General features: G+C 59.0%; 23 protein-coding genes. 5 read left to right on the top strand and 18 right to left on the bottom strand.

Annotation, left to right across the window (positions count from 1 at the left end; translation table 11 throughout):
• Window positions 1-2: 2 nt before the first annotated feature.
• The 6 genes from F8N62_RS00950 to F8N62_RS00925 all read right to left on the bottom strand — a co-directional run bounded on the left by F8N62_RS00950 (window position 3) and on the right by F8N62_RS00925 (window position 5,452).
• Window positions 3-788, bottom strand: a complete 786-nt coding sequence (locus F8N62_RS00950) for an IclR family transcriptional regulator (protein ID WP_020300792.1) — start codon at window positions 786-788, stop codon at window positions 3-5.
• A gap of 88 nt (window positions 789-876) precedes the next feature.
• Window positions 877-2,463 (bottom strand): MFS transporter, encoded by a 1,587-nt coding sequence (locus F8N62_RS00945; protein ID WP_020300793.1) that lies wholly within the window; start codon window positions 2,461-2,463, stop codon window positions 877-879.
• Between the two features lie 38 nt (window positions 2,464-2,501).
• Window positions 2,502-3,386, bottom strand: a complete 885-nt coding sequence (locus F8N62_RS00940; RefSeq protein WP_020300794.1) for a fumarylacetoacetate hydrolase family protein — start codon at window positions 3,384-3,386, stop codon at window positions 2,502-2,504.
• 1 nt (window position 3,387) lies between these two features.
• Window positions 3,388-4,338 carry a VOC family protein gene (locus F8N62_RS00935; RefSeq protein WP_032904513.1) on the bottom strand — a complete coding sequence of 317 codons (951 nt, stop codon included), beginning with the start codon at window positions 4,336-4,338 and terminating at the stop codon, window positions 3,388-3,390.
• Between the two features lie 66 nt (window positions 4,339-4,404).
• Window positions 4,405-5,163, bottom strand: coding sequence for an SDR family NAD(P)-dependent oxidoreductase (locus F8N62_RS00930; RefSeq protein WP_020300796.1), 759 nt, complete (start codon window positions 5,161-5,163; stop codon window positions 4,405-4,407).
• 52 nt (window positions 5,164-5,215) lie between these two features.
• A complete protein-coding gene (locus F8N62_RS00925) occupies window positions 5,216-5,452 on the bottom strand; it encodes a ferredoxin (protein ID WP_020300797.1) in 237 nt (78 codons plus the stop codon).
• A 361-nt stretch (window positions 5,453-5,813) separates the two neighbouring features.
• On the opposite strand from F8N62_RS00925, the gene F8N62_RS00920 reads away from it, so the two are divergent.
• From F8N62_RS00920 to F8N62_RS00905, 4 genes are all read left to right on the top strand, one after another.
• Window positions 5,814-7,076 (top strand): MFS transporter, encoded by a 1,263-nt coding sequence (locus tag F8N62_RS00920; protein WP_150709209.1) that lies wholly within the window; start codon window positions 5,814-5,816, stop codon window positions 7,074-7,076.
• A 27-nt stretch (window positions 7,077-7,103) separates the two neighbouring features.
• Window positions 7,104-7,424, top strand: coding sequence for a 2Fe-2S iron-sulfur cluster-binding protein (locus F8N62_RS00915; protein WP_020300799.1), 321 nt, complete (start codon window positions 7,104-7,106; stop codon window positions 7,422-7,424).
• A gap of 20 nt (window positions 7,425-7,444) precedes the next feature.
• Window positions 7,445-8,680, top strand: coding sequence for an NAD(P)/FAD-dependent oxidoreductase (locus tag F8N62_RS00910; protein ID WP_020300800.1), 1,236 nt, complete (start codon window positions 7,445-7,447; stop codon window positions 8,678-8,680).
• 85 nt (window positions 8,681-8,765) lie between these two features.
• Complete coding sequence (locus F8N62_RS00905) at window positions 8,766-9,599, top strand: oxidoreductase (RefSeq protein ID WP_020300801.1); 834 nt, start codon at window positions 8,766-8,768, stop codon at window positions 9,597-9,599.
• Window positions 9,600-9,642: 43 nt separating this feature from the next.
• Here the strand turns inward: F8N62_RS00905 and F8N62_RS00900 are convergent, their stop codons facing one another.
• From F8N62_RS00900 to F8N62_RS00875, 5 genes are all read right to left on the bottom strand, one after another.
• Window positions 9,643-9,993, bottom strand: a complete 351-nt coding sequence (locus F8N62_RS00900; RefSeq protein WP_020300802.1) for a nuclear transport factor 2 family protein — start codon at window positions 9,991-9,993, stop codon at window positions 9,643-9,645.
• A 23-nt stretch (window positions 9,994-10,016) separates the two neighbouring features.
• Complete coding sequence (locus tag F8N62_RS00895) at window positions 10,017-11,318, bottom strand: MFS transporter (protein WP_057005043.1); 1,302 nt, start codon at window positions 11,316-11,318, stop codon at window positions 10,017-10,019.
• 32 nt (window positions 11,319-11,350) lie between these two features.
• A complete protein-coding gene (locus F8N62_RS00890; RefSeq protein ID WP_020300804.1) occupies window positions 11,351-12,139 on the bottom strand; it encodes an SDR family NAD(P)-dependent oxidoreductase in 789 nt (262 codons plus the stop codon).
• Window positions 12,140-12,305: 166 nt separating this feature from the next.
• Complete coding sequence (locus tag F8N62_RS00880; protein ID WP_020300805.1) at window positions 12,306-13,337, bottom strand: hypothetical protein; 1,032 nt, start codon at window positions 13,335-13,337, stop codon at window positions 12,306-12,308.
• A 51-nt stretch (window positions 13,338-13,388) separates the two neighbouring features.
• Window positions 13,389-14,666, bottom strand: coding sequence for a cytochrome P450 (locus tag F8N62_RS00875; RefSeq protein ID WP_020300806.1), 1,278 nt, complete (start codon window positions 14,664-14,666; stop codon window positions 13,389-13,391).
• Window positions 14,667-14,848: 182 nt separating this feature from the next.
• Between F8N62_RS00875 and F8N62_RS00870 the strand changes: the two genes are divergently transcribed.
• A complete protein-coding gene (locus F8N62_RS00870) occupies window positions 14,849-15,514 on the top strand; it encodes a TetR/AcrR family transcriptional regulator (protein ID WP_020300807.1) in 666 nt (221 codons plus the stop codon).
• A 99-nt stretch (window positions 15,515-15,613) separates the two neighbouring features.
• Here F8N62_RS00870 and F8N62_RS00865 read toward each other — a convergent pair whose 3' ends face one another.
• The 7 genes from F8N62_RS00865 to F8N62_RS00835 all read right to left on the bottom strand — a co-directional run bounded on the left by F8N62_RS00865 (window position 15,614) and on the right by F8N62_RS00835 (window position 25,161).
• Window positions 15,614-17,218, bottom strand: a complete 1,605-nt coding sequence (locus F8N62_RS00865; protein WP_020300808.1) for a phytoene desaturase family protein — start codon at window positions 17,216-17,218, stop codon at window positions 15,614-15,616.
• Window positions 17,219-17,315: 97 nt separating this feature from the next.
• Window positions 17,316-18,137 carry an SDR family NAD(P)-dependent oxidoreductase gene (locus F8N62_RS00860; RefSeq protein ID WP_032904481.1) on the bottom strand — a complete coding sequence of 274 codons (822 nt, stop codon included), beginning with the start codon at window positions 18,135-18,137 and terminating at the stop codon, window positions 17,316-17,318.
• 30 nt (window positions 18,138-18,167) lie between these two features.
• The gene (locus F8N62_RS00855; protein ID WP_057005042.1) at window positions 18,168-18,986 is read right to left on the bottom strand and encodes an enoyl-CoA hydratase/isomerase family protein; all 819 of its coding nucleotides are present in this window, start codon (window positions 18,984-18,986) and stop codon (window positions 18,168-18,170) included.
• Window positions 18,983-19,954, bottom strand: a complete 972-nt coding sequence (locus F8N62_RS00850; RefSeq protein WP_020300811.1) for a hypothetical protein — start codon at window positions 19,952-19,954, stop codon at window positions 18,983-18,985. Before F8N62_RS00850 ends, F8N62_RS00855 begins: the two co-directional genes overlap by 4 nt.
• Before the next feature lie 46 nt (window positions 19,955-20,000).
• Window positions 20,001-22,532 (bottom strand): efflux RND transporter permease subunit, encoded by a 2,532-nt coding sequence (locus F8N62_RS00845; RefSeq protein ID WP_020300812.1) that lies wholly within the window; start codon window positions 22,530-22,532, stop codon window positions 20,001-20,003.
• 35 nt (window positions 22,533-22,567) lie between these two features.
• Window positions 22,568-23,698 (bottom strand): WD40/YVTN/BNR-like repeat-containing protein, encoded by a 1,131-nt coding sequence (locus F8N62_RS00840; RefSeq protein WP_020300813.1) that lies wholly within the window; start codon window positions 23,696-23,698, stop codon window positions 22,568-22,570.
• Window positions 23,699-23,793: 95 nt separating this feature from the next.
• Window positions 23,794-25,161, bottom strand: coding sequence for a DUF1329 domain-containing protein (locus tag F8N62_RS00835; RefSeq protein WP_020300814.1), 1,368 nt, complete (start codon window positions 25,159-25,161; stop codon window positions 23,794-23,796).
• Between the last annotated feature and the right edge of the window lie 15 nt (window positions 25,162-25,176).

Below are 25,176 nucleotides of genomic sequence, written 5' to 3'. Positions count from 1 at the left end.
CCTCAGTAGAGTACGCCGGCCACTTCGCTGCAGAACTCGATCAGCGCCTTGCCCAGTTCGGCAAGGCCCTCTTCATCCCGTTGGCCACGGAACATCACCGCTGACACGGTGAAATCGATGCTGTTGGTTGGTGAGAAGACCGGCGCCGCAATGGCAAGAATCCCCCCCGAAAAATGCCCATCGTCCATTGCCCAACCGCGCTCGGCGGCCTCTCTCACTTCTTCGCGATAGACCTCGAGCGACAGCGGCTGGGCCCAGCGAATCGTCTCGAAACTGCTCTGTACTTCCGGATCGTCGAGGTCGATCTGCGTAGCGAACAACCGGCCGCTGGCGCCCATCAGAATTGGCAGACGCTGACCTTCAGCCATGTCGATACGCACATCGGTCGGGCTCGCGGCGGAACTGACAATGACGATGCGGTCAGGGCTCATTTTGCGCCACAGGGTGATGGTCACCCGCTGGCGTGCAGCCAGGTTCTGCAACAGGGGTTTGGCCATTTGCACGCGGTGACCCTGAGTCACCAATTGTTCAACCAGGCGCGCCAGGCCCAGGCCCACGGTGTAACGCTTGGAAAGGGCACTGAAATCGACCACCTCCTCTTGCACCAGGGTGCGCAGGATGTTGAAGCAGGTACTTGGATTGATTTTCAGTTGCCGGGCGATGTCCACTGAACGTTCCGGCGTGCCCACCTGACTGAGATAGCGCAAGATGCGTATGGCGTTGGATACAGGCTTGACGAGGGTTGCGCCGGCCGATTTGCTGCTGTCGTTGACGTCAGTGAGTTCCATGCCCAATCCAGTAACTTTAGAGTGGCGCCATTCTAACCTGAGAATGATTGGCGCCGTAAAAGTTTTATCTGGGAATTACTCGAACACTTCAATCGGTTAATTTCACTGGCGGCTGATAGATCAAACGACGGGTTTGCAGATCTTCGCGACGAAAACGCTCGATGAGACGCTCTTGGGCCTGGTCGGCCTGGGTCACCCGAACCTGTTGGCGCAAGTATTCCAGCCATGACTCGACAATAAAGCGCTCGCTGTAGAGTTGCGGGTCCGCCATGTCGCGGTACAAACGCCAGTTTTGCGCACCGTTGCGCCGTCGCGCCTTGCCTACCGCGTATACGGCAGCCAGAAATTCATCGCGGTCCGGCGCCGCCACCTGGTACACAATCTCCACCGATACCGGTCCTTCGGAATGGGACACCGGACTGGCCAGCTGGAGTGTGTCGGTCAACTGCACCTCGGCAAAGTCTGCTTCCTGGCCCAGTTCCACATGGCCATTTCGGGTCAGCGCGATGCCGACCAGCAACAACAGTGTCGAGAGCAGCAAGCTCTGGCTCAATCCCAGATACTCGGCCAATGCCCCCCATATCGCACCGCCGGCCGCCATCGCGCCCATCAGGATCAACACATAGACCGATGCGACCCGTGCGCGCACCCAATTGGCGGCATAGGTTTGCACCACCGTTGAAATGGTCGCGTTGACCGCCATCCAGCCGAACCCTGCCAGCAGCAGCATTGCGCAGACCGCGTAGCGGTTGTTGGATAGCGCGGCAGTGAGGGTGGCGAGGGCAAAGGAAATGGCGCCGCAAACCAGCAGATGACGCATGCCCAATACGCGATACAACCGCGGCAAGCTCAGCGCAGCCAATACTGCACCGGCACCAAGAAACGCCATGAGCAAGCCATAACCACCAGCGTCCATACCCAATTCCTGCTTGGCCACCAGTGGCAGCAAGGCCCATAAAGCACTGGCACTCATGGTGAACACAAGAACCTGCTTCATGGCGCTGAACAGGACCGCTGAATGCCGGATATAGCGCAGGCCACTGCGCATGCCACCGGTCAGGGTTTCCGGTGGCAAGCCCACGGCAGGCGGGTTGGGCGCGATACGAAAGAGGAAGAGGAGCACCGCGAACATACACAGCGCGATCACCAGAAATACCGAGGTCGTGTTCCAGTATGCAATCAGTGCACCCGCCAACGCGGGGCCCAAAGCCCGGGTGGCATTGATGGAAATTCCGTTCAAGGACACTGCAGCCGGCACCTGGTCGCGAGGCAGTACGCCGACCATGGTCACCATCCACGCCGACATGCCCAGCGCACTGCCAGTACCGAGCACAAAGGTAAACGCCAACAAGCCCCAGGTTTCCATGTGCGCGCTGTACGCCAGCACACACAACACCAGTGCGGCGAACAGCATCATGCACTGGGTAATGATCAGCCAACTGCGACGGTCTACCCGATCGGCAATCACCCCACCGGGAAAGGCAAACAGAAATACCGGTAGGGTCACGGCGGTTTGCACCAGAGAGACCATGGCTGCCGACGTCGTCAATGTGGTCATGATCCACGCCGCGGCGACCGTCTGCATCCAGATAGCCATGTTGACCACTGCGGCTGCCAGCCATAAACCGCGGAACGCTTTGTTGCGAAACGGCGCCCACGCCGAACCCTCGCTCATCATCACTCCTCAGCGGCTACGCCAGTCAGTTTCAGGGATTACTTGTCCAGCGGCTGACCCAGTCGCCCCGCCGCACGGGCGGGGATGAGTTGGCGTGGCGCAGCGATGGTATTGCTCTGTCGACCGATACCTGCAATCTCAGCCTCGACCCGATCACCCGGCCGTAAAAAACGCCCGCTTTCCAGTCCTACGCCGTGGGTGGATCCGGTAAACACCAGGTCGCCAGGACGCAGACTGATGCGTGCATCCAGATAATTGAGCAACTCATCCAGGGGAAAAATCATCTGCCGGGTATTGTCCTGCTGGCGCAGTTCATAGTTAACGCTCAGGCGCATATCTAAAGCCGGTTGCCCCGTTACACCCAGTTCGTCCGCGGTCACGATCCATGGACCTACCGGTGTGGTGCGGTCCATGGCTTTCTGGGTCAACAGGTCCAGACGACCAATCTGCTTGCCGGCATCGCGCGCACTTATGTCATTGCCCACCGTATACCCCAGCAGGCAGTCGCTGGCATGCGGTTCATCCAGCAACGGGCGGCCCACTACGGCGACCAGTTCCACCTCGTAATCAAGCTGGGTGGTCAGCGGCGAATAATCGATCTCGTCATAGGCACCAACCAGCGCTGACTCCGGTTTCATGTACGCCAACGGGTGCGCCGGAGAATCACTGCCAAGGCGCTTGAGGTGGCTGAGGTAATTGAGGCCCACACCAAAAACCCGGCTACCGGGTTCCAATGGCGCAAGCAGGCGCGCAGCCGACAACGGCAACCATTCGCCACTCGGGTCGAGGGCGTCTGGCGCAAGATCCGCCCCTAGCCCGGCCCAGTGGGCGAAAGGAGCATTAATTCGCCGAAAGCAATCAGCTTGCGCATTCAGCAACGCCCAGAACGCTTGCCCGGCAACTTCGACCCGCGCCAGACGCATGTCAGCGCTTGGCCAAGTAGGTCGGCAGGTACTCGGCGTCGAGCACTTCTTCCGGCGTCTTGACGCTGGCGCCGAGAATTGGCCCGACCATTTCGTGGCCCCACAGGCTGAGTTTTTCTGGATTCAGCTCATAGGGATCGCCTTGCCATGGCTCGATTTCAGCAATGGTCTCGAAGGCGAACCCGGACGGATTGAAATGGTAGAACGACAGATGGGGGTCCTGGGCATGTTGGCCGAGGGTCATCATCATCGGCAGTTCACGCTGACGCACGATGTCGTAGGTCTCACCGACATCACGCACGTTGCGTACAAACAGCCCGACATGCTGCACGCCCATGCGACCCGGTCCGTGACCATAAGCGATGTCATGGCTGGTGTGATGGTTGAGTTTGGAGCGGAAGAAACCGGTTCGTCCCTTGCCCGCACCAGCGCCATACCAGCTGAAACCCATGACATTAAGCAGGAAGTCTTCCAGTTCCGGAGTGTAGTCCGGGGTGATCAGCACCACATGACCCGCACCCCGTTCGTCGGCAAGGAAACCACTGTGCGGGCGGCCCGGCTGGAACGAGCGCGGCAGCCATTTTTGCCCGTAAAACAATTCGTGCTGATACCCCACCGGGTCACGAAAACGCACTAATTCACGCACGCCACGCTTTTCGCACAGCTCAGCATCACCGCGAGTGAAGTCGACATTGGCGGCTGCCAGCTTCTTGATGCCGTCCTCGAACGCCATGCGCCCCACCGCTTCCCAACCGATGTAGACAATGCGGTCTACCTTGCCAGGATGAAAAGCGAAGCGATGCCGACGATCATCGATCTTGAAGTACAGCGAATCGGGATCACTCTCGGGGTTCTTGCCTATGCCAAAACCCATCACCTGAGGGCCGTACTCACGCCACGCTTGGAGATTGGGGGTCTCAAAGCCCATGTAACCGATACCGATGATGTCCACGTTATTCACCTTGTTATTGTTCGAGATGAAAGGGTGCCGGTAGCCCATGCCAGGGCGCCGCGCGTGCTAGATCGCGAGTAACCCGCCATCGATGACGAAGTCCGAACCGGTAATGAATGAAGCCTCATCCGAGGCGACAAAGACCGCCATTGCCACCACTTCCTCGGGTTCGCCGGGGCGATCCATCAATACGCCATCCAGCAGCATGGCGCGCATTTTGGGGTCTTCCAGAAAAGGCCGGGTGCCAGGCGTCGCGACAAATCCCGGGCTCAAACTGACCGCACGTATACCGAACGGCGCCCCTTCTACCGCCAACTGGCGAGTGAAGGACACCACAGCGCCCTTTGCAGCCGAATGCGCGGAAATGCCGGCCACTTTCGAGCCACCCCATGCAGCGGTGGACGATACATTGATGATCACTCCGCGCTGTTCGGCCAAGTGGTGCCATGCATATTTGGTGGTATAGAACAGCAGGTCGATTTCGTTGCGCATGGTGTACTGCCAATCTTCGATCGACAGCTCGCTGACCAGCCCGAAGCGTGCGGCGGAAGCGTTGTTGTACAGGATGTCGATGCGCCCGTGTTCAGCCACGGCGGCATCGATCCAGGCCTTGGCCTGTTCATGATCACCCAGGTCCACGGGTGCCGAGCCGTACAGGGTAAAACCCTCGGCCTGCATCAACGCTGCAGTCTCCTCGTGACCTTCGGCATTGAAATCGCAACCGACCACAATCGCCCCTTCACGGGCAAAACGTAGCGCCGCAGCCCTGCCCTGGCCGCCGCCTGTACCGGTTATCAGCGCGACCTTGTTTGGTAATCGACCCATTAGCACATCCTCACCTCAGTGGTTATCACGTTTGCGGCAGGCGCTCACGCCATCAAACGGCTTCGTCATCCGGGGTGATGGGCTCAAGCCAGATGGCCTCCGCGGGGCAAGCGGCTGCACCCTCACGAGCCTCCTCCTCCAACTCCGGCGGCACGCGGGCATCGTCGAGGTACACCATGCCATCGGCATCAAGCTTGTACAGGCTGGGGCAAATCGCAGCACACAAACCATAACCACAGCAGCGGCTTCGGTCGGCCACCGCTTTGAACTGCGCTTTTTCTGAACTCATTTTTTTCTCCTTTATCAGGTTCAGCTTTTGCAAATTATGAACACTTATTTATTTTATGTGCAATTAATTTTTAACGCGGATATGCTGAGGCTCATCCGCTGTCCCTGATCATTGCCTTGGCTTAAAAAAAGGGAATCGCAGCAGGATGTTGAACACGGCTGGCTTCAGAGTGATTCAACCGTGGGTGCAACGCATGAAATTCGTTTGTCCGTTAGTCAGATAGCTGCGCTGGACAAAGCCGAATTTCTGATTTTATTCTGATTAAAAAACCAGATTCTGTTCAAAGAATCTGCTGGCGGTGATTCACATCACCACTTGTAGCAGTGCTTGGCTCAACAAAACCTATAAGGAAGCCAACTCCATGCACCCGTCTAGAAACAAAGCGGCAATCGATCTGCGCGAATTCCGCCAAAGCTGGAAAATCCTGATTTTGTCGGTCGCCGGAGTGGCCATCAGCATCAACGCCGCCCTGCTCTATGGTTTCGGCACACTGGTCGTGCCGCTCGGCGATGCCTTTGGCTGGAGCAAAAGTGAGCTGCAAGCCTGCATCACCTTTCTGTTTGGCGGCGCGGTGGTGTCATTGCAGTTGGTGGGTTGGTTCAACCTGCGCTACGGCATGAAGCGCGTTACCGTTATTTCCCTGCTGTTGTTGTCACTCGGTTACCTGGCAACCACGCAGCTGACCCAATCGATCTGGTCGATGTACATCGCCTTTGCACTGCTGCCCATCGTCGGCATGGGCGCGCTGGCCGTAACCTGGACCCAGCTGATCAGTCTTTGGTTCGACAGCAATCGCGGCCTGGCGCTCGCCATTGGTCTGTCCGGGACTGGTGTCACTGCCGCCATCATTCCCCGGCTGATGGCCTGGGGCATCGAGCAATGGGACTGGCGCGCGGCCTTCGTGATTCTCGCGCTGCTCAATCTGTTGGTGCTGCTGCCGCTGATTCTGCTGTGGTTCAAACTACCCTCTGTTGCCGGTCACCGTGACGGCGGGCGTGCGCTGGAGCAATTGCCCGGCATGTCTTTTCGTGAAGGCATGGGCTCGCTGAAATTCTGGACCTGTAACCTGGCGCTCAGCCTGGTGATTTCTTCGATTGTCGGCATGGTCACCAGCACCGTACCCATGCTGCAAGCCCGAGGCCTATCCGCGGGGGACGCGGCCACCATTTTCAGCTGCTTTGGTATTTCGCTGATCTTCGGCCGCATGCTTATCGGCTATCTGCTCGATCGTCTGTGGCCGCCGATTGTGTCTGCGATCAGCCTGGTGCTGCCCGCTATCGGTTGTTTCATCTACCTGAGCCCGACCACCGAATTTGCCCCGCTCATGCTGGCGGCGGTGCTGGTTGGTTTTGGCGCCGGGGCGGAGTTCGATATTGCCGCGTTCCTGATTGCCCGCTACTTCGGCTTGCGCGAATACGGCCGCCTGTTCGGCGTGCATCAGGGCCTCAATACCGTGGCTTCGGCGCTGGCGCCGTTGCTCTTTGCGTACATGCTGGCGCGCACCGGATCGTATAACGCCATGCTGGTTTATAGCGCCGCCTGCTGCCTGATCGGTCCGCTGTTGCTACTGACCCTTGGGCGAGTGCCGCACTTCAACGTGCAAACCATTCCCAGCCAATCCTGAGCCCCCTAACAAGAATCGGAGCAGAACATGCCCACATTGACATTTATTGAACACAACGGCACCGCCCATCAAGTCAAAGGCGACATCGGCCAGTCGGTGATGCAAGCCGCGACCTTCGCCTCGGTGCCGGGTATTTCTGCCGACTGCGGTGGTGCCTGCAGTTGCGCCACCTGTCACACCTATGTCGACGAGGCCTGGCTGGGCAAGGTGCAAGCGGCGGAAGGCATGGAGAACGACATGCTCGAGTACGCTTTCGAACGTCGCGACAGCAGCCGCTTGAGCTGTCAAATGATCATCAGCGAAGACATGGACGGCATGGTTTTGCACCTGCCGTCGTCGCAATTCTGAATGCGCGTGAAGGAGTTCCCATGACCCTCGCCTCAGTCGTTATCGTCGGTGCTGGCCAGGCCGGATTTCAGGTCGCTGCCTCCCTGCGCCAGGAAGGCTTTGACGGGCGCATCACCCTGATCGGCGATGAGCCAGGCCTGCCCTACCAGCGCCCGCCATTGTCCAAAGCCTATCTGCTCGGCAAGATCCAGGCGACCAATCTGCTGTTTCGTCCTGCTGATTTCTACACCACCCAGCGCATTGAACTGCTGCATGACCAGGCGACCGCGATCGACCGCCTGAACCGACGCGTGGTGTTAGCCTCGGGTGCTGCTGTCAGTTACGACCATCTGGTACTGGCGACCGGAGCCCACAACCGCCCCCTGCCGGTTCCCGGCGCAGAGTTGCCGCAAGTGTTCGGTATCAAAACCAAAGCCGATGCCGACGCCCTGGCGCCGCTGGCGAAAGAAGCGCGCAACGTGGTGGTGATTGGAGCCGGGTTTATCGGCCTCGAGTTTGCGGCGGTGGCCGCTGCCCTAGGGGCTAATGTGCACGTACTGGAGCTGGGCGAGCGTCCCATGGCTCGTGCCGTGTCGCGGGAAATGTCGGAATTGTTTCGCCAGGCCCATGAAGCGTGGGGCGTCCATTTTGACTTCCGCCAGGGTTTAAGCCGCATCGACGGCGATAACGGCAAGGTGTGCGCGGTACAAACCGGTGACGGACGTGCACTCCCTGCTGACCTGGTGGTGTTTGGTATCGGTGTGATTCCCAATGCGCAGCTGGCGACTGAAGCCGGTCTGGACATCGAGAACGGCATCAAGGTGGACGCCAGCCTGCTGACCTCTGACCCGCAAATTTCCGCGGTAGGCGATGTCGCCAGCTTCCCGTGCCTGCAAAACAATGAGTTACACACCCGCCTCGAGTCGGTGCAGAACGCCATCGACCAGGCCCGCACAGTGGCTGCACGCTTGATGGGTAAACCGGCACCTTATAGCGCCCTGCCCTGGTTCTGGACCGATCAAGGCAACTTGAAACTGCAGATCGCCGGACTCTCGCATGGCTATGACAGTACCGTCGTGCTCGGTTCAGTCGAAGAACATCAAGCGTCTGTGCTGTGTTTCCGCAATGACCGTCTGGTGGCCGTGGAGTCCTGCAATCGCATGGGCGATCACATGGCGGCGCGCAAGATTCTTGCTCGCGCGCCCAAGCTGACGGCAGTTGAGGCCGCCACTGACGGGTTCGATCTGAAAGCTTGGGAAGCGGCCAACCGCGACTGAACGTCGTACTGATCTTTCACACCCGCTGCCGCGCCCGCCTTAAAGCTGACGCGGCATTTTTTTGCACAACGACTGGAGCGATGCAATGAACAAAGTCTGGTTTATTACCGGTGCGGCCCGAGGCTTGGGTGCTGCCATTGCCAAAGCCGCATTGGCTGATGGTGACAGCGTGGTGGTCAGCGCCCGGCGTATCGAACCGCTGGAAATTGTCTTTGCCGAGTACGGCGAACGCGTGCTGGCAGTGGCCCTGGATGTGACCGACGAAGCCCAGGCACTGGCTGCCGTAGAAACTGCCGTGGCGCGTTTTGGCCGAATCGATGTGCTGGTCAACAACGCCGGTTATGGACAACTGGCGCCGTTTGAAGACAATTTCGCCAGCGACGCCGACCAGCAGTTCGCGACCAATGTGTTCGGTGTGTTCAACGTCTGCCGCGCCGTGCTGCCTGTCATGCGTCAGCAACGCAGTGGCCGGGTGTTCAACGTGTCTTCAATGGGTGGCATGGTCGGGATGGGTGGTGCGGCGCTGTACTGCGCGTCTAAATTTGCTGTGGAAGGTTTTTCCGAATCCCTGGCCCAGGAAGTGGCGCAGTTCGGGATCAAGGTCACGCTGGTGGAGCCCGGGGTTTTCCGTACCGACTTTCTCGACCCCAGCTCCGCGGTCTTCGGTACACGCGGGTTGGAGGATTACGCTGCATTCACCGCCAAGGTCAAAGGCGCTTCGGCCGCCTACAACCATCAGCAAACCGGCAACCCGGCTAAACTGGGCGATGCGCTGGTGCTCCTGGCCAACAGCGAACATCCACCGTTGCGTTACCTGGCGGGTTCAGACGCTTATCAGCAGGTCAGCGACAAGCTCAACAGGATGCTCGCGGAAATCGAGCAATGGCAGCAGCTGTCCCATTCCACCGATGGCGTCTAGGCGACGACGCGCACAGCCTTTCTGACAAGGCTGTGCGCAACGATTACTGGTTGATGAAGTAACGTACGGACAACTTTCCTTCTTCAAACCGATACAACTCGATCGTCTCGATACCGCCTTCCTGCTCGCGAAAGGCGTTCAGGTGATGGCACGCCGCTTCATTGCCATTGACGATGCACTGGCGCACTTCAACGCGAATCTTCGGTTGCTGCTGCGCCCACATGCCTTCCAGTACCTGCCAGGCATCGGCCTGGGGCTTGCCGACGTATTCGATACTCAAGCCGTTGGCCGAGACGCTGCGGTAGTGAGCGAAAAAGCCGTCTTTGTCGCCCCGGTTCCAGCAGTCGATCTGCCCGTGCAGAAAGTGCTCGATGGTGTGTTTGTCCATGCTCATTTCACGTTCATCCTCAAGTGGGTTCAGGCATGTGGTCGTAGCTGGAGGTTTTGCTGACGGGCGAGGAATTTTGGCTCCATTCTCAACCACAGCAGAATGGTCGGGCCGACAATGGCGCAGCAGAAACAGCACACCAGCACAGCGGAATAGCTGCCGTACAGGTCATAGAGATGGCCGAACAGCATGGGTACCAGACCGGAGACAATGGTGATCAGGCACAGGTGCAGACCAAATATCCGCGCGTAGTCTTTCAAGCCGAAATAGCGCGCCATCAGGAATGCCGCCAGATCGAACTCAGCTCCGGCACTGGCGCCGATGCACAGGGTCGCCAGCACCAGCAACGGTGTGTTTTGCGCCCCGCCAAAGAGAAAGATCGCGCAGCCCAATGCGGGTAGCGCCAGGCTCACGGCGGCCACTACTGAAGGTGAATAGCGGTCCAGCAGATAACCCACCAACAAGCGCCCGCCGATGATGGAAATACCAAAGGTACTGAAGATCTGACTGGCTTGCTGCGCACTCAGGCCCTTGCTTTGCAGCATCGGCACCATGTTGGTGACCATGCCGACGGTCAACGACACCGACAATATCAATGCAACGTTAAAGCCCCAGTACATCCCTGAGCGCACTGCTTGTTTGAAGGACATGCCGGACAGCTCCGGAAGTTCCTTCTGCGTTGTCGCGTCAGGACTGGCGAGCAGCGCCGGCATGCGCAGCCACATCAATGACAAGGGCAACGTAAACAACAAAGGCATCGCCCCCAGCGCAATAAACCCGGCTTGCCAACCGTAGGCGGCAATCAGCCGCGACAACAGCGGTGGCAGAATCATCGCCATCAGCCCGGTGCCACACAGAATCACGGCCAGCGCCAAACCACGGTTACGCTCGAACCAGAGGTTGACCAGTTGCGTCCAGGTGATCGCAATGGTTCCGGCACAAATGATCGGCATGCTGAAAAACGCCAGGTACAACCAGCCGATCGAACCCTCAATCCGCGTGATCGCAAAGTAACCGACGATCTGCAGCACGATCGAAACAATCGCTACCCGGCGCAGCCCGAACCGACGGTACAGCCAGCCGACCAGTTGCGTGGAAATCGCCACACCGGCGAACAGAAAGGTGATGGAGGCCTGCAAGTCGCCCCGGCTCCAGCCGAACGCCTGTTCCAGCGGAATCACCAGGGTGCCGAAGGCGTACAGCAACGCAGCGGTAATACTGGTGCAGATGCCAAACAGGCCCAGGACAACCACGCGCCAGCCGCGCTTGAACTCGGAAAAATCATTGCCGGCGTGGGCCGTGGTGTTGCTACTGCGTGTATCCGATGTCATGACCTGACTCCCATCGCGGACGTGCGGGTTGATTAATGGCCCTTGAGGATTTCTTCGACCTTGGGCAGCGCGATCATGGTGGCGCCGCCATCCACCAGCAGCGAAGTGCCAGTGATATAGGAAGCCTCGTTGGAGGTCAGAAACAGCACGGCGTTGGCAATGTCGGCGGACTCGCCCAGACGCCCTACCGGGAAATGTGCAGCGAGTTTATGCGGCAGTTCATTGCCCAGGGTTTCGAGCATGTGATCAGTGCCGATCAGTCCGGGCTCGACGACGTTGACCAGAATATTCATGGCACCGAATTCCACCGCCAGGCCGCGGGCGAAGGCATTCATGAAGGCTTTGCTGGAACCATAGGCAATCAGGCGAGGGGTGTATTTGCGGTTGGCTTCGCCGGACGAGATGAAAATCAGCCGGCCTTTGTCGGCTGCTTTCGACAGATAAGGTGCGCAGTCCTTGGCCAACCAGAACAACGATTGAATATTGCTGCGAACGATGTGATCAAACGTATCATCGGCCATTTCGGCGATCAGCCCGTGACTGGTATCGGCAGCGCAATGCACCACGATGTCCAGGCCACCAAAGTGCTCTACACCATCTTGCACCATTGACTTGATCGCCTCGCGGTCGGCGATGTCGCCACCGACCAGGCAGGCTTGCGCGCCCAGGGCCTTGATCTGTGCGATCGTTTCTTCACCGTATCGAGCGGTGCGTGCCGACACCACCACCTTGGCGCCTTCTCGGGCATAGGCCAGGGCAATGGCGCGACCCATGCCTCGACCTGCACCGGTGACCAGCACGACTTTGTCGCGGAATTTCATCGTGATTCCTCATTGTTGTTATTGGTGGAGGCTACTGATACAACGCGTACGCTCCCCTGTAGGAGCTGCCGAAGGCTGCGATCTTTTGATCTTGCCTTCAAAAGTCAAAGTCAAAAGATCGCAGCCTTCGGCAGCTCCTACAGGGGTAAAGGTTTCGGTCAACTGTTTACAGGTCTTTGCCTGGCACATTGCGGGCCGAGCCATTACGCCGGTCCGATTCACCCCAGCCCAGCCAGTGTGAAGGCTCACGGGTATCGCCAACCCGACGCCAACGGCCTTCCTGCTGCGCAGTGATCGGGAAGCCACCGACGAAGTCGATCATCTCGCCCTTCTCATCAGGCAAAAACTCCCACTCTTCCTTGCCTTCCAGCACGATTTTCGCGGATTTGAGGAAGTAGCTTCCGTCCTTGTGTTCGGTGTTTCCTTCGATATCGGTGGTGACCCGAACCTCGCCTTTTTCATTGTTGAAAATGGCGTAGCCCAAGTGGTCGTGACCGACCATGAAAGAGCCGGTATCCCAGGTGCCATCTTTATAAACGGTGACGAAGGACCACCAGATCACATGCTTGTTGTTGTTCACCACCAAGTCTTTCTTGAAGTGAATGGCGCCGCCTTCGGCCATGTAGAACTGGTCCAGCGCCATGGCGCCTTTCACCGGACGCCCCTCGCAGACACCGGCGATATCCCACAACTGCGAAACATAAAAGGTGCCCCATTCCACGCCTGGCAGGTACCACTGCAAACCTGGGCCAAGCAGTCGGCCTTCGAGGTGAAACAGGCCTTCTTCCTTCCAGGTCAGGCGTTCGCTGCTGGCGGTGATCTCCCAAGAGTTGCCGGGTTCGCCCGGGTGGCTGGCCCAACGTGCGACATCGCCTTCCAGGCTGTGTACCGGCAGTGGTGTCAGCGCCTGGCGGGCCATTTTTTCGTGGTCCATGCGCAGGTTGACGTTATCGACGTGATTGTTCAGGTAGAAGAACTTGGTTGGGTTGGGGGTGCCATTGGGCGCCATCAGCGACCGTACGAATGAGTAAATGTTGCCTTGCTCATCGCGCACAGAACCGAACGGCGAACTTTTGCTCAGGTGCAGGCCGAAGAAGCCGCGTTCGGCTGACATCGAAGCGCCGGTGACCTTGTGCGGCCCAACCAGTTGTTGAAAGCCGAAATCACCGCGTTCTGGAATGGTTTTAAACGTTCTCATGATGCCCTCTGTTGTTTTTGTTGAGGCAGGGAAACGGGATTACAGCGTGATTCAGTCCCAGATCACCGGGAGCGTGGACACGCCTCGCAATTGCGCTCCGCCGATCTGCGGGACGGGTTGGCTCGGGTCGAGTCGCAAGTTGGGAAAGAGGTCGAGGATGGCGTTGACAGCGCAGCTGATTTCCACTTTGGCGACGAACTGACCGATACACATGTGCGGGCCGAAGCCAAAACCAAAGGAGGGTTTTGGCTTGCGATCAATGTCGAATACCTCAGGGTTTTCAAACGCATCTTCGTCGCGGTTGGCGGACACCACCATGCACTGGACGAACGAACCCTTGGGGATTTTCACGCCGTGAAATTCCACTTCCCGGGCGGTTTCGCGCACCTTGAAAGTGGCCACGGGTTCAAAGCGCGTGGTTTCGTCCATCAGCTTGCCGATCAATGAGCGGTCGGCCTTGACGCGTTCCAGCAAGCCGGGCGTGGTCAAGAGCAAAGTCATTACCGAGCCAAACATGCGCGTGGTGGTTTCGCCCGCGGCTGGCAAAAGCGAGCGAGTGAAGGTGATCACCTCGTGGTCATCCAGCGTGCGCCCTTCGTACTCCGCGCGCAGCAAACGCCCGACCACATCATCGCCCTGGCTGCCCTCGGCACGACGTTGCACCACCACCTCGGCAAGCGCGTCGTACAGACCTTTGACAGCGATGCCGGCCTGACGTCGCGCTTCAACCATTTTGCTCGGGTCAATCTGGTTGCCGCCGACAATGGCCAAGGCCCACGCGGCGTATTGCTTGTACTTGGAGGGCTCATCCGAGGGGAAGCCCATCAAAGCGTACATGACGCGAATCGGCAGCTCGAGGCCGAACTTCATCAAGTCGGCCTTCTTTGCCGGCAACATCGGCTGGATGTACTCCTCGCGAATCACTTGATCGATCTGCGGGCGCCACTTGTTCACGGTCTCCGGCATAAAGGCCGGTTGCAGCAAGGCGCGCACCTTACGGTGCTCGTCACCGTCCATGGCAAGAATGATCAAACCATCGAAAAACGCGCCAAGACCTTCGGCAATAAAACCGCTGGTATAGGTCGCACCATCGCGCAGGACAGTCATTACATCCTGGTATTTGAACAAGGCGAAGGTCGGGCGAGTGCCCTGCTGGGTGCCGGCATTCGTCGGCACGCCAAACTGGGTGATGAAGTCGCCTTCATAGATGGGCGATTTCAGCCGTTGCTCGCGGCACACCGCGTGAATATCCAGGTCGGTGCCCCGATACATTTCCGACACAGCGGAGTATGCGGTTGCCAGGTCCAGTGCTGCGCTTTCGTTGCTCATCAGGAGCTCCTGTCTTGTTTTTATTCTTCTTGCACACCAAGATTGTCCGGCTGCCGACCCATGGTATGTGGTTGTGTCTGCGCCGGTAGTCCGCTTCGTTTGACTTGGGGTCAAACGAAGGCCCCCGGGGAAATGCTTCAAGGTGTGAATAACCTGGCCAAAACTGGCATGAGGAGGACGAGGTGGCGGTAAAGGCAGGAGAAGGTGGCGAACAGGGCAAACGCAATACGATGAATCGCCTGCTCGCGGCAGCGCGCGTGGAGTTCGCCAGAAAAGGCCTGGCCGGTGCGCGCGTGGAAGAAATTGCCCGGGAAGCCGGCGTTACCAAACAGCTGGTCTACCACTACTACAACTCCAAGGAAGGCCTGTTTGTAGCGGTACTGGATGAGTCTTCGGACAACATCATGTCCGAGCTGGTCAACCTCAATGTCGAAGAGCTTTCACCGCCAGTGGCGATGCGCGCCGTGCTCAATCATTTTTTTGACCAGTACCGTCTGGACCCCTTCCTCGGCAGCCTGGCGCTGGAAGGCATTCGCTACCATGACACCCACGAAACACCTCGCAACCATTTTCTGGAAATGGCACCGAAGCTGATCGCCAAGCTCGACGCGATTTTGTTGCGGGGTGCGGCCAGTGGTGATTTTCGCGCAGACATCAACCCGCGCCTGTTGTTGGCCAGCGCTTCGCTGGTGACTACTGGCTGGTTCACCAACCGCTATTCGATGTCGGCACTTGCCGGGCTGGATACGGACTCGGAGCAAGGCATGGCCACCTGGCGTCAGTACTCGGCGGATTTTGTGCTGGCGAGTATTTCGCTGGGCGCAGAAAAAAACGTCGACGGCGTTTAAGCACCGTTCACACACTCTCGCCCAATGAGCTTTCCCTGTGGAAGCAGGCTTGTTCCCACAGGGGGGGGTTGCTTAGGGGCTTGGAATCAGCGACCCGCTTCAGTCAGCCTTTTTACGCAAATACTTGCTCACCCGCTTGGCCGCCAACCGCCCGGCCATGCCGTTTACCCCACCGCCCGGATGAATGCCGGCACTCCCTAAATACAGTCCCGCCACCGGCAAGGTATCGCCTCCCAAACCGTACGCCGGGCGCATGGTGCTCGAGCGCATCGAGGTGGTGTCGATATGCACCACGCAGCCATTCACCGTGTTCAAGCGCGCAGTAAAATCCGGAGCAGCCTCGATATGTCGGCCAATCACCTGCCCCTCGATCCCATCGATGTAGTCATACAGCTGTTCCTGCACCTGGTCGGCCACCCGCTCACGCAGCGCGTCCCAACCTTCATTGGGATTCACCGGCATCACCGGCGGATAGATGTACAACACATCCTGCCCGGTTGGCGCTTGTGAAGGGTCGGCCGCACTGGGTGCGGCCACGGTGATATAGGGCAACTTCGGTACTTCACCACGGGCGCAGGCGGCGAAGTTTTCCAGCACGGCTTCTTCGGTGCCGATCAGCATGACGGTTTTACGCAAATCCACGCCATCGCCGCGAATGGCAGCAAAACGCGGCAAAGAAATCTGCCCACGCAGGGCAACATCCACCTTCAATGGTCCCGACCCTCTGCCGTTAGCAGGTGCCATGGCGATACGGGTCAGCAGGTGTTGAGGGATTTCACCACGGGTAACCATGTCCAACGCCGGCTTGGGGTGGCAGCCGGCAATGACCGCACGTGCGGTGAACTGACGACCATCAGCCAGTTTCACGCCTTTGATCAGACCGTCCCTGGCAACGATTTCACTGACGCTGGCCGACACCAGCACTTGCCCGCCCAGCTCTTCCAGTCGAGTCTGCATGGCATTGCTCAACTGCTGCATGCCACCCAATACCCGGCCCACGCCAAAACGATGAAGGAAACCGAGCAAGGCGTAATAGATGCCACCGCCATCGGCGCTGATATCCCCTGCCAGCCCAGTGAGTGCACACATCGCGGAAATGGTCACCGGATGCTCGAAGCGCTCACGTGCCGCCTGCAACGCGGAGCCTGTCATCAGCGCCATCAGCTCGGGTTTCAGCGCTTTGTGTTTGATGGCGGTGCCAAGCATTTTCAGCTTCACGCCGAGGTTTGTTTTGGCCGGGTCGACACGCATCATCGGCAGCGCGATATCGAGGAACATGTCGATGACTTTCATGAACTGCAGAAACGCCTCGGCATCCTTGCTGCTGAACCGGCGGATCTCGGCGGCGGTTTTCTCGCGATCGCGCCAGAAGATCAGAGATTGGCCATCCGGATGCAAGTACACATACCCCGGCGCAAGCTCTATCGATTTGAAACCGTGTCGATCAAGTCCCAGCTCCGCTGGCACATGGGAATGCACGCGCATCGACATCATGTCCAGGGCACAGGGATGAACCAGATGCTGCGGCGCTTCGGGTATCAGGTAACCCGAGGAGGCCATCCCGCCGACCTTGTCCAATGCCTCCAGAACCAGCACCTTCTTGCCTTCCAGGCCCAGGTAGCAGCCAGCCGAAAGGCCATTGGTGCCACCGCCGACGATGATCACATCAAAATCCGTAGTGCTCGCATTTTGGTTCTGGTTCATCAATTAATTCCAAGTCGAGTTCAACCACAGCGGCGCGCGGCGGCTATGGCGGCAAAGATCAGCCGCGGCGCACCGCACGGGATGCGCCGGGCAAGGGTTACATGCCGGTGCGGCCCATCTGCGCAAACAGCGCGCGCATCGCCACCAGGGAGGGGGTGTGGCTGCTGAAACCACCATCAGCGACCAGCGTGGTGCCCGTGACAAATGAGGATTCGTCACTGGCCAGGAACGCCACCACATCGGCAATCTGCCGAGGCGTGCCCAGCTCGGCAGTGCAGTGGTTGTCGCGCAGGATGTCGAGCAAGGGTTCAGGCATGGCGTGTTCCGAAGGCGCCAGGCCGATCTGCACGGCGTTGCCGCGAATGCCTTGTTTGCCGTATTGCGAGGCGACCATGCGCGGCAGCATCATCAGCCCCGCCTTGGAGGTGGCGTAGCCGGTCAGGGACATATCGCCCTGCATGCCCAGACCCGAGGTGGCGAAGATAATCGAGCCCTTGCCGTTCTCCAGCATGACCGGAATCACATGCTTGGTGCACAGCACCGCGCCACGCAGGTTGACGGCGATGGCGCGGTCCCAGGCCTGCATGTCGAGGTTGACGAAATCGCGGTCTAGCTGACGTTGCTCGGCGTTCAGGATCGCCGCGTTGTTGTGCAGAATGTCGATACGGCCGAAATGCTGTTTAACCTGAGCAACCATCGCGCGCACGGCGTCTTCCGAGGAGACGTCGGTGGCGATCGCCAAGGCTTGATGCCCCTCGGCGAGGAGTGACTGGGCCACAGCTGTGGCCCCCTCGAAATTGATATCGACCACCGCAATACTTGCACCATGCGACGCCAGCACCCGTGCGCACTCAGCGCCCAGGCCGCCACCGGAGCCGGTAATAATGGCCACTCGTCCTGCCAGTTTTCCTGTGCTCATGCTCTGTTCCTTATTGTTTTGAGTGGCGCTTTACTCGCCGGTAAATCGCGGTTCGCGCCGTTCACTGAACGCCTGGGCCGCCTCGCGGGCATCCTTGGTCGGGGCCAGCAAGGCGAACAGATCAAGCTCCAGGTCCAGGCCACGTTTGAGGTCCATGTCCAGCGCCGCCCGTGCTGCCTGTTTGACAAACGCCGACGCGGTGGGTGGTTTGACGGCGATGCGCTGAGCAAAGGCCCGTACTTCGTCCAGCAGGCTGGCGTTGTCGCTGGCCAGGCGGCTGACCAGACCAATGCGCTGCGCTTGTTCGGCGCCCACCCGGTCACCGGTGAGCAACATGTCCAATGCCTGACCCGGCGCCACCACTCGGGACAGTCGTTGCGTACCGCCGCCGCCGGGAATCAGCCCCAGGCCGGTTTCCGGCAGGGCGAACACGGCATCGGGCGCGGCGAAGCGGATGTCACACGCCAGCACCAGTTCCAACCCACCGCCCATGCAATAACCATGAATGGCAGCGATCACCGGTTTGCTGATGCCATCCAGCGCTTCGATCCAGCGCACCTGTTCCATGCGCTGCCGCACTTGCAGGCTCGATTCCGGGCCACGACGCTCCTTGATATCAGCACCCGCACAAAAGCCTCGCTCACCTTCCCCGCGAATCACGATCACGCGAATGTCCGGGTCTTGCTGCAACAGCGCCAGTGCTTGCGGCACGCCCTGACGAATATCGTCGTTGATGGCGTTGATCTGCCGGGGCCGGGTCAGTACCACCCAACCCACCATGGCATCACGCTCAAGGCGCACCGCATCGTTGATCAAAACGGGAGACTGCGGTTCTTGCGCTGTGCTCATACAGGGCACTCCTCGAACTCGAAGACCTGGCCATTGAGTTCTTGTGGGTCGATCTTGATCAACGCACGGCCGCCGACGGCCTCGGAGGATTCGATCCACTGGAACCGCGTGCCGCGTGACCGCAGATCCTCGGCCTTGGCAGCCAGATCGTTGACACCGATGCGGATGTAGTACGGACCCGGCCCCCAGTTATTGACGTAGTGGCCGGCGTCGGTGTTCCAGTAGGTCGCCTCGAGGACATCGAGGGTGGCACTGTTCGGCACGGTGAAACCCATACGCGCACGGCGGTAACCTTCGCTGCCGATGCTCTCGACCGGCCCGCTCGGTTCCCAATCGAGGTTGGTCGAGACCTTACGCAGGGTTTCATCGAGGTCGCGTACCAGGAAGCCACGGGCGGTGACGCGGACCATGTCGCCGGGCTTGAGATCACGCGGCTGCATCGGTGGCAACTGATACGTTTCCGGCGGCATCTGCAAAGGCTCGGTCGGCATGATCTCAATGCACAAACCGCCATCCACCGTGGGCTGGTAATACGGTTGCTCGGGAGTGGCACCCAGCCATAAGCGGTCGAAGGGCATTTCCGGGGTGCGCTGCGCCATGCGGAAAGGCAAGCGACGACGCATCAGTTTGTCTACCAGCGCGTCGAACTTGTCCCCGTGCAGGGCCAGCACGATGGAGTGCGTGATCATCGGCCGATGATGCCCCTGGAAATCCTTCAGGCTTTCCAGAAAGTCATGGAACAACGGATCACCGGGGTTCGGCCGATCCAGGTGCCACTGCGGTTCGATGCGCGTAGGCGACACCGCGAGGGATTTGTGTACCCGCAGGAAATGCGCAATATACGGGTGATTATCGAACGCCTGGCGCCAGCGTTCGTGTTTGTAGATGCCGAGCTTGTCGACCAACATTTCCGTCATGCCGTCCGGGTCCGGAACCATCATGTCGGCACTCATCAATAACTCGAACATTGTTCTCTCCTTGCAGTTGCCAGCCAGGTCTGTGCCCGGCTATTAGTCAGCGGACACGCCGGGGTAAGGCGAGCTCGGTCAATTGGGGTGCAGGTGCGCTGGCCGCGGGTTTGCGCGGTTCCTGTTGGGCGCGCGCGTCCTCCAGATCGAGGGTCACGCCGGCCTTGGAGTTGCCTTTCGGGTTGAGCAGGTAATGCGAGAGGGCCGGGATCAGCACCAGCGCACCGAGCATGTTCCACAGGAACATGAAGGTCAGCAGAATGCCCATGTCCGCCTGGAACTTGATCGGCGACCAGGCCCAGGTAATCACCCCGGCGGCCATGGTCAGGCCAACGAGCGCCACGACCCGACCGGTGAAATCCAGCGAGCGGCGATACGCAACCGCCAGGCTTCCACCGCGTTCCTGCACCGCCAGTTGCACACTGAGCAGATACAGCGCGTAGTCCACGCCGACACCGACACCCACGGCGATTACCGGCAAGGTGGCTACTTTCAGGCCGATCCCCAACCAGACCATCAGCGCCTTGCAGATGATCGTAGTCATCAGCAAAGGAATCAGCGCCACCAGGGTTGCGCGCCAACTGCGGAAGGTCAGCAGGCAGAGCAAGGCCGTAGCGCCATACACGGCCAGGTACATGGTGATGATGCCCTTCTCTACCTCAATGTTAGTGGCGGCCTCGATCCCGGCATTACCCGCAGCCAGGAGGAATTCCACAGGCTGCTCGGCGCCAGCGGGTGTGTTGTTTTCCTTGGCGAACTCTTCAGAAACTTTCAACACCCGGCTCAGTGTGTCGGCTTTGTGATCAGCCAGGTAGGCGATCAATGGAGTGACCGAGCACTGCTGGTTGGTGATGCCCGGTGCAGAAATCATCGCGGCATCCACCGCCGAGTTGGTGATCGCCTGGTCGCGGCTGATGCTCAACCATTTCGGGCTGCCTTCAGCCATGCCGGAGCTGATCATGCGCACGGTTTCGGCCAGCGACTGGGTGGTTTGTACACCAGGCGTCTGGCGCAGGCGCCAGGCCAGTTTGTCCATGCTTTGCAGCGACTGGTACAGACGGCAGCTGTCTTCGTTGGTCTTCATGATGACCACGAACTGGTCACTGGAAAGTCCGTAGTGGCTGGTGATGTAGGCGTTATCGCGGTTATAGCGCGAATCCGCACGCAACTCCGGTGCACCGGGATCCAGATCACCGACCTTGAGGTGCATCATCACCACGCTGCCAATCAGCGTCACCACCAGCGATACGGCAATCACCGCCGTGGCCATCGGCCGTTCGGTGAAGCGATCCAGGCCGCTCCACAGACGCCCGAGAAAACCGCGGTTTTCTGCGCCGGCCTGATCTTTGGCGATGGCGATACGCGCGGCTTTCTTACTGACGCCCAGGTACGACAACGCCACCGGAATCAGCAGCAACTTGGTGAAAATCAGCACGGCGACACCAATGCTGGTGGTCAGTGCCAGGTCGCGAATCACCGGAATATCAATGATCACCAGCACGGCAAAACCAACGATATTGGTCAGGAGCGCAGTCAAGCCAGTGAGAAACAAGCGGCGGAAGGTATAGCGCGCAGCAATGTATTTATGGGTGCCACGGCCAATGTCCTGAAGAATGCCGTTCATTTTTTGCGTGCCGTGGGAGATCCCGATGGCAAAAATCAGGAACGGCACCAGGATGGAGTAAGGGTCCAGTTCGTAGCCGAGGAGTTGCATCAAACCCAGCAACCACACCACCCCCGCCACTGCCACGCTCACCAGCAGCAAGGTACTGCGCAGGCAGCGTGTATAGAAATAGACGAACAACCCGGCGATCAGTACCGATGCGCCAAAGAACAGCATGACCGAATACAGGCCGTCGATCAGGTCGCCCACCAGCTTGCTGAAACCCACAATGTGGATGCCCACTTTGTCACTTTCCAGCGAGCGAATCTGCGCTTCCAGTTGCTTGGAAAAATCACCGTAATCCAGGGGTTGTCCGGTCTGCGGATTGGTATCGAGCAGCGGCGCGACAATCATGCTCGACCGGCCGTCGTTCGCCACCAGGTTGCCAATGATCCCGGAACGCATAATGTTGCGGCGCAAGGCCGTGATCGATTTGTCACTGCCGTCGTAATCCGATGGCATGACCGCACCGCCATCAATGCCCTCCTCCGTCACTTCTTTCCAGCGAACGATGGGCATCCACAGCGATTTCATCCAGGAGCGGTCGATGCCTGGAATCAGGTACAGGGTGTCGTTGACCTTTTGCAGCGCCAGCAGATAGTCGGCGTCGTAGATATCACCGGATTTGTTTTCCACCACGACGCGAATGCTGTTGCCCAGGCCTGGCAACTGGTTTTTATACGCCAGGTAATTCTTGATGTAAGGGCTGGAGCTGGGAATCATTTTTTCGAAGCTGGCATTGACTTGCAGCCGTGTAGCGAAGAAGCCCAGCACCACAGTGGCGAGCAAGCAGGCAACGACGACCACCATGCGATGACGGAATATGACCCGTTCAAACCAGCCACCGGAGTTTTTGTCAAAGTCCTCCAGGTTGGCAATCACTGGCATCCCGCTGTTGAATTTTTGCTCGACCATTTTTTCTTTCTCGTAGGGGAATCGTGCCGGGGGCTTTAGTTGGCCTGGGCGATATCGATGACCTTGGCGCCGCTGAAGCGCGTGACAAGCAGGCTCCCAGCCTGTTTGGTGGCACTGGCTGCATACACCTCGCCTACCCGCGCATCTGCCAGCGGGGTGACCTGCAAACTCTGCCGGTCAACGCTGACCAGTTGCCCACCCTGGCTCACGACGATCAAGGCATCACCCTGCTCGACAATGCTGACCAGGCTGCTATTGAGATTGGTTGCCACAGGCTGCCATTGCTGGCCGTCATCACGGCTGGCAAACAGGTTGCCGCGCAGCCCGTACGCCAGCAGCAGACCGTCGAAGGCGCGGACGCCGAAGTAAGTGCCGGTGTAGGGCGTATCGATTTTCACGAAACGTTGTTGCGGACCATCCAGACGCAGCAGCAAACCCTGCTCCCCGCCGATGTAAAAAGTGCCCGCTTGTTCCGCCAGTCCATACAGGTGCATGCGCCGATCGTTATCACTGCGCTCGGTCCACGGCTGCCAGTTCTGGCCGTCATCCGTGCTGTGCAACAACATGCCGAAGGCACCCACGGCAAATCCGTTGCCGTGCTCATCGAACATCACATCGAGAAAGGGTGCGGCCAACACGTCCGGCGTCGCCGAGGTACTGGCGGCCATAGCCACTTCCTTAAGCATCTGGGCTGCGGCTTCATCACCTTGTTCGGCCCGTGGGCCGTAGTAAGCGTTGAGCAAGGTCAACAAGCGGCGCCCGTCGAGCTGCACTTGCCAGCTTTGACCGCCATCGGTGGTGTGCATGACCACCGCATCGTGACCGACGATCCAGCCATGACGCTCGTCGCGAAACCGCACTTGCACAAGATCGCTGGACACCGGGCTATCGACCTGTTGCCAGGTGCGGCCCTCATCGATGGAGCGCTGGATCAACCCGTGCAGGCCGACGCCAATCATCGCGTCGCCCGCTGTGGCGACCGACAGCAAGGGTGCGGGCAGGTGTTCATCGATCCGCTGCGCCGGCACGTCGAGCGAATCGGCCGACAACGCGACGGCGCTGTAGGCAGGCGTCGTCAGCAATGAGCTCGCGCCGACCGCAAACGCGACTGCCAGGAGCAGACGCGAAGTGCAGAGAAGAAAAGAAGCAGGGCAAGGGCTAGTCATTATTTTTATTCCTTAACCATCCCGCGTGGCAAACACACCTGTTCTGCCTGCCCGGCTTGATGCGCAAACCGGCAGGCAGGACAGGCGAAATCACATCAGCGCTGGGTGACCCGAGCCACAATGGCTTCAGGATTCATGTCACGCTCGGAGAGTGGTTTGTCGATGAACTTGTAGCCGCCCTTCAAACCATCGTTGAGCAACGCGTACATGCCTTTGTTGAAGTCATACACGACGTTTTTCACGTTATAGGGAATGTTTTTGTCGTAGAGCTGGACGCCGCTGAGGAAGATCGAGCGATACAACGCGCCGCTCTTGTCCCAGGCGTCATACAGGCCGACGCCGAAAGTATCTTCATCCAGGTAGTAGGTGCGTTTGCTGTAGACATGGCGCATACCCGGCTTCAACGTGGCTTCCACGACCCACACCCGATGCAGCTCCCAACGCTCGTTCGCCGGGTTGGCGTGGTGCGGCATGAACTGGTCTTCCTGCTTGCCGACGCCGAAGTAGAATTTGTAGGCGTTGTACGGGATGTACATTTCCTTGCGACCGACCAGCTTGTAGTCAAAGCGGTCCTGGCTCCCGGAAAACATTTGCAGTTCGTCGAACAGCGTCACGCCACCCTGGCTGGCAACGGGTGTATCAAAGGCAAATTCCGGTGCGAGTTTTACCCGGCGCTGGCCTGGGGAATAACTGAACGAACGACGGGCCTTCGCCAATGGATCGAGGAAGTCAGTGAGCACCACCACTTCACCGGAGCGCCGCGCCGGATAGTCGTTGCGCGAGAACACTCGTGCGTACATCAGTGGATCGCGATCCGCCTGAGTCACCTGGTAGTACGGGGTTTCTTCGAATGTCGCCTGTTCAGCGGTCTTGGTGATCGAGCCGTTGGCGTCGACTACCCAGCTGTTGGACGAAGTCGTGGTCGAGTAGCCGGTGCCGATTTTGTAGCGCACCTGCTGGTTCCACATCACTTCATTGCCGGTCTTCGGAATCGGGAACGGCAGGCCGCCACGGCAAGATGGATCAACGGCCAGGCCATCTTTCTGGATCGCGCAGCTGCTGGCGTTTCGCACGGTGGCATCGAGTACCGCTTTGGGATAGGCAGTCGTGCGATGGCTTGGGTAAATGTCGATGTAGTAAGTCGGGTATTTCTTGATCAGGGTTTTCTGCCCCTCACTGAGCTTGTCCGCATACTTGTCGACGTTTTTGGCGTCAATGCGAAACAGTGGCTTTTCATCTTTGAACGGATCAACCCAAAACCCGCTGTCGGGCTTGAAACCCGCCGGAGCGGTGGTAAGGCCGCCCTCGTAAGCGGGGATCGTGCCATCGGCGTTACCGGCCTGAATCGCTCCGAACTGCGTCAGGCTCTTACCCAGGTCCGAGGCGTCGCCAGCAGCGGCGGCTGTGAGGCTACAGGTCGCAAAACTCATCAGGACGGCAGTTAATGCAAGTGGACGTTTCATGAACACGTTCTCCGA

It is taken from the genome of Pseudomonas fluorescens (assembly GCF_902497785.1).
Taxonomy (GTDB): domain Bacteria; phylum Pseudomonadota; class Gammaproteobacteria; order Pseudomonadales; family Pseudomonadaceae; genus Aquipseudomonas; species Aquipseudomonas fluorescens_BO.
The sequence above is the reverse complement of the archived record's forward strand: the minus strand, read 5'-3'. Positions and strand labels throughout refer to the sequence as shown.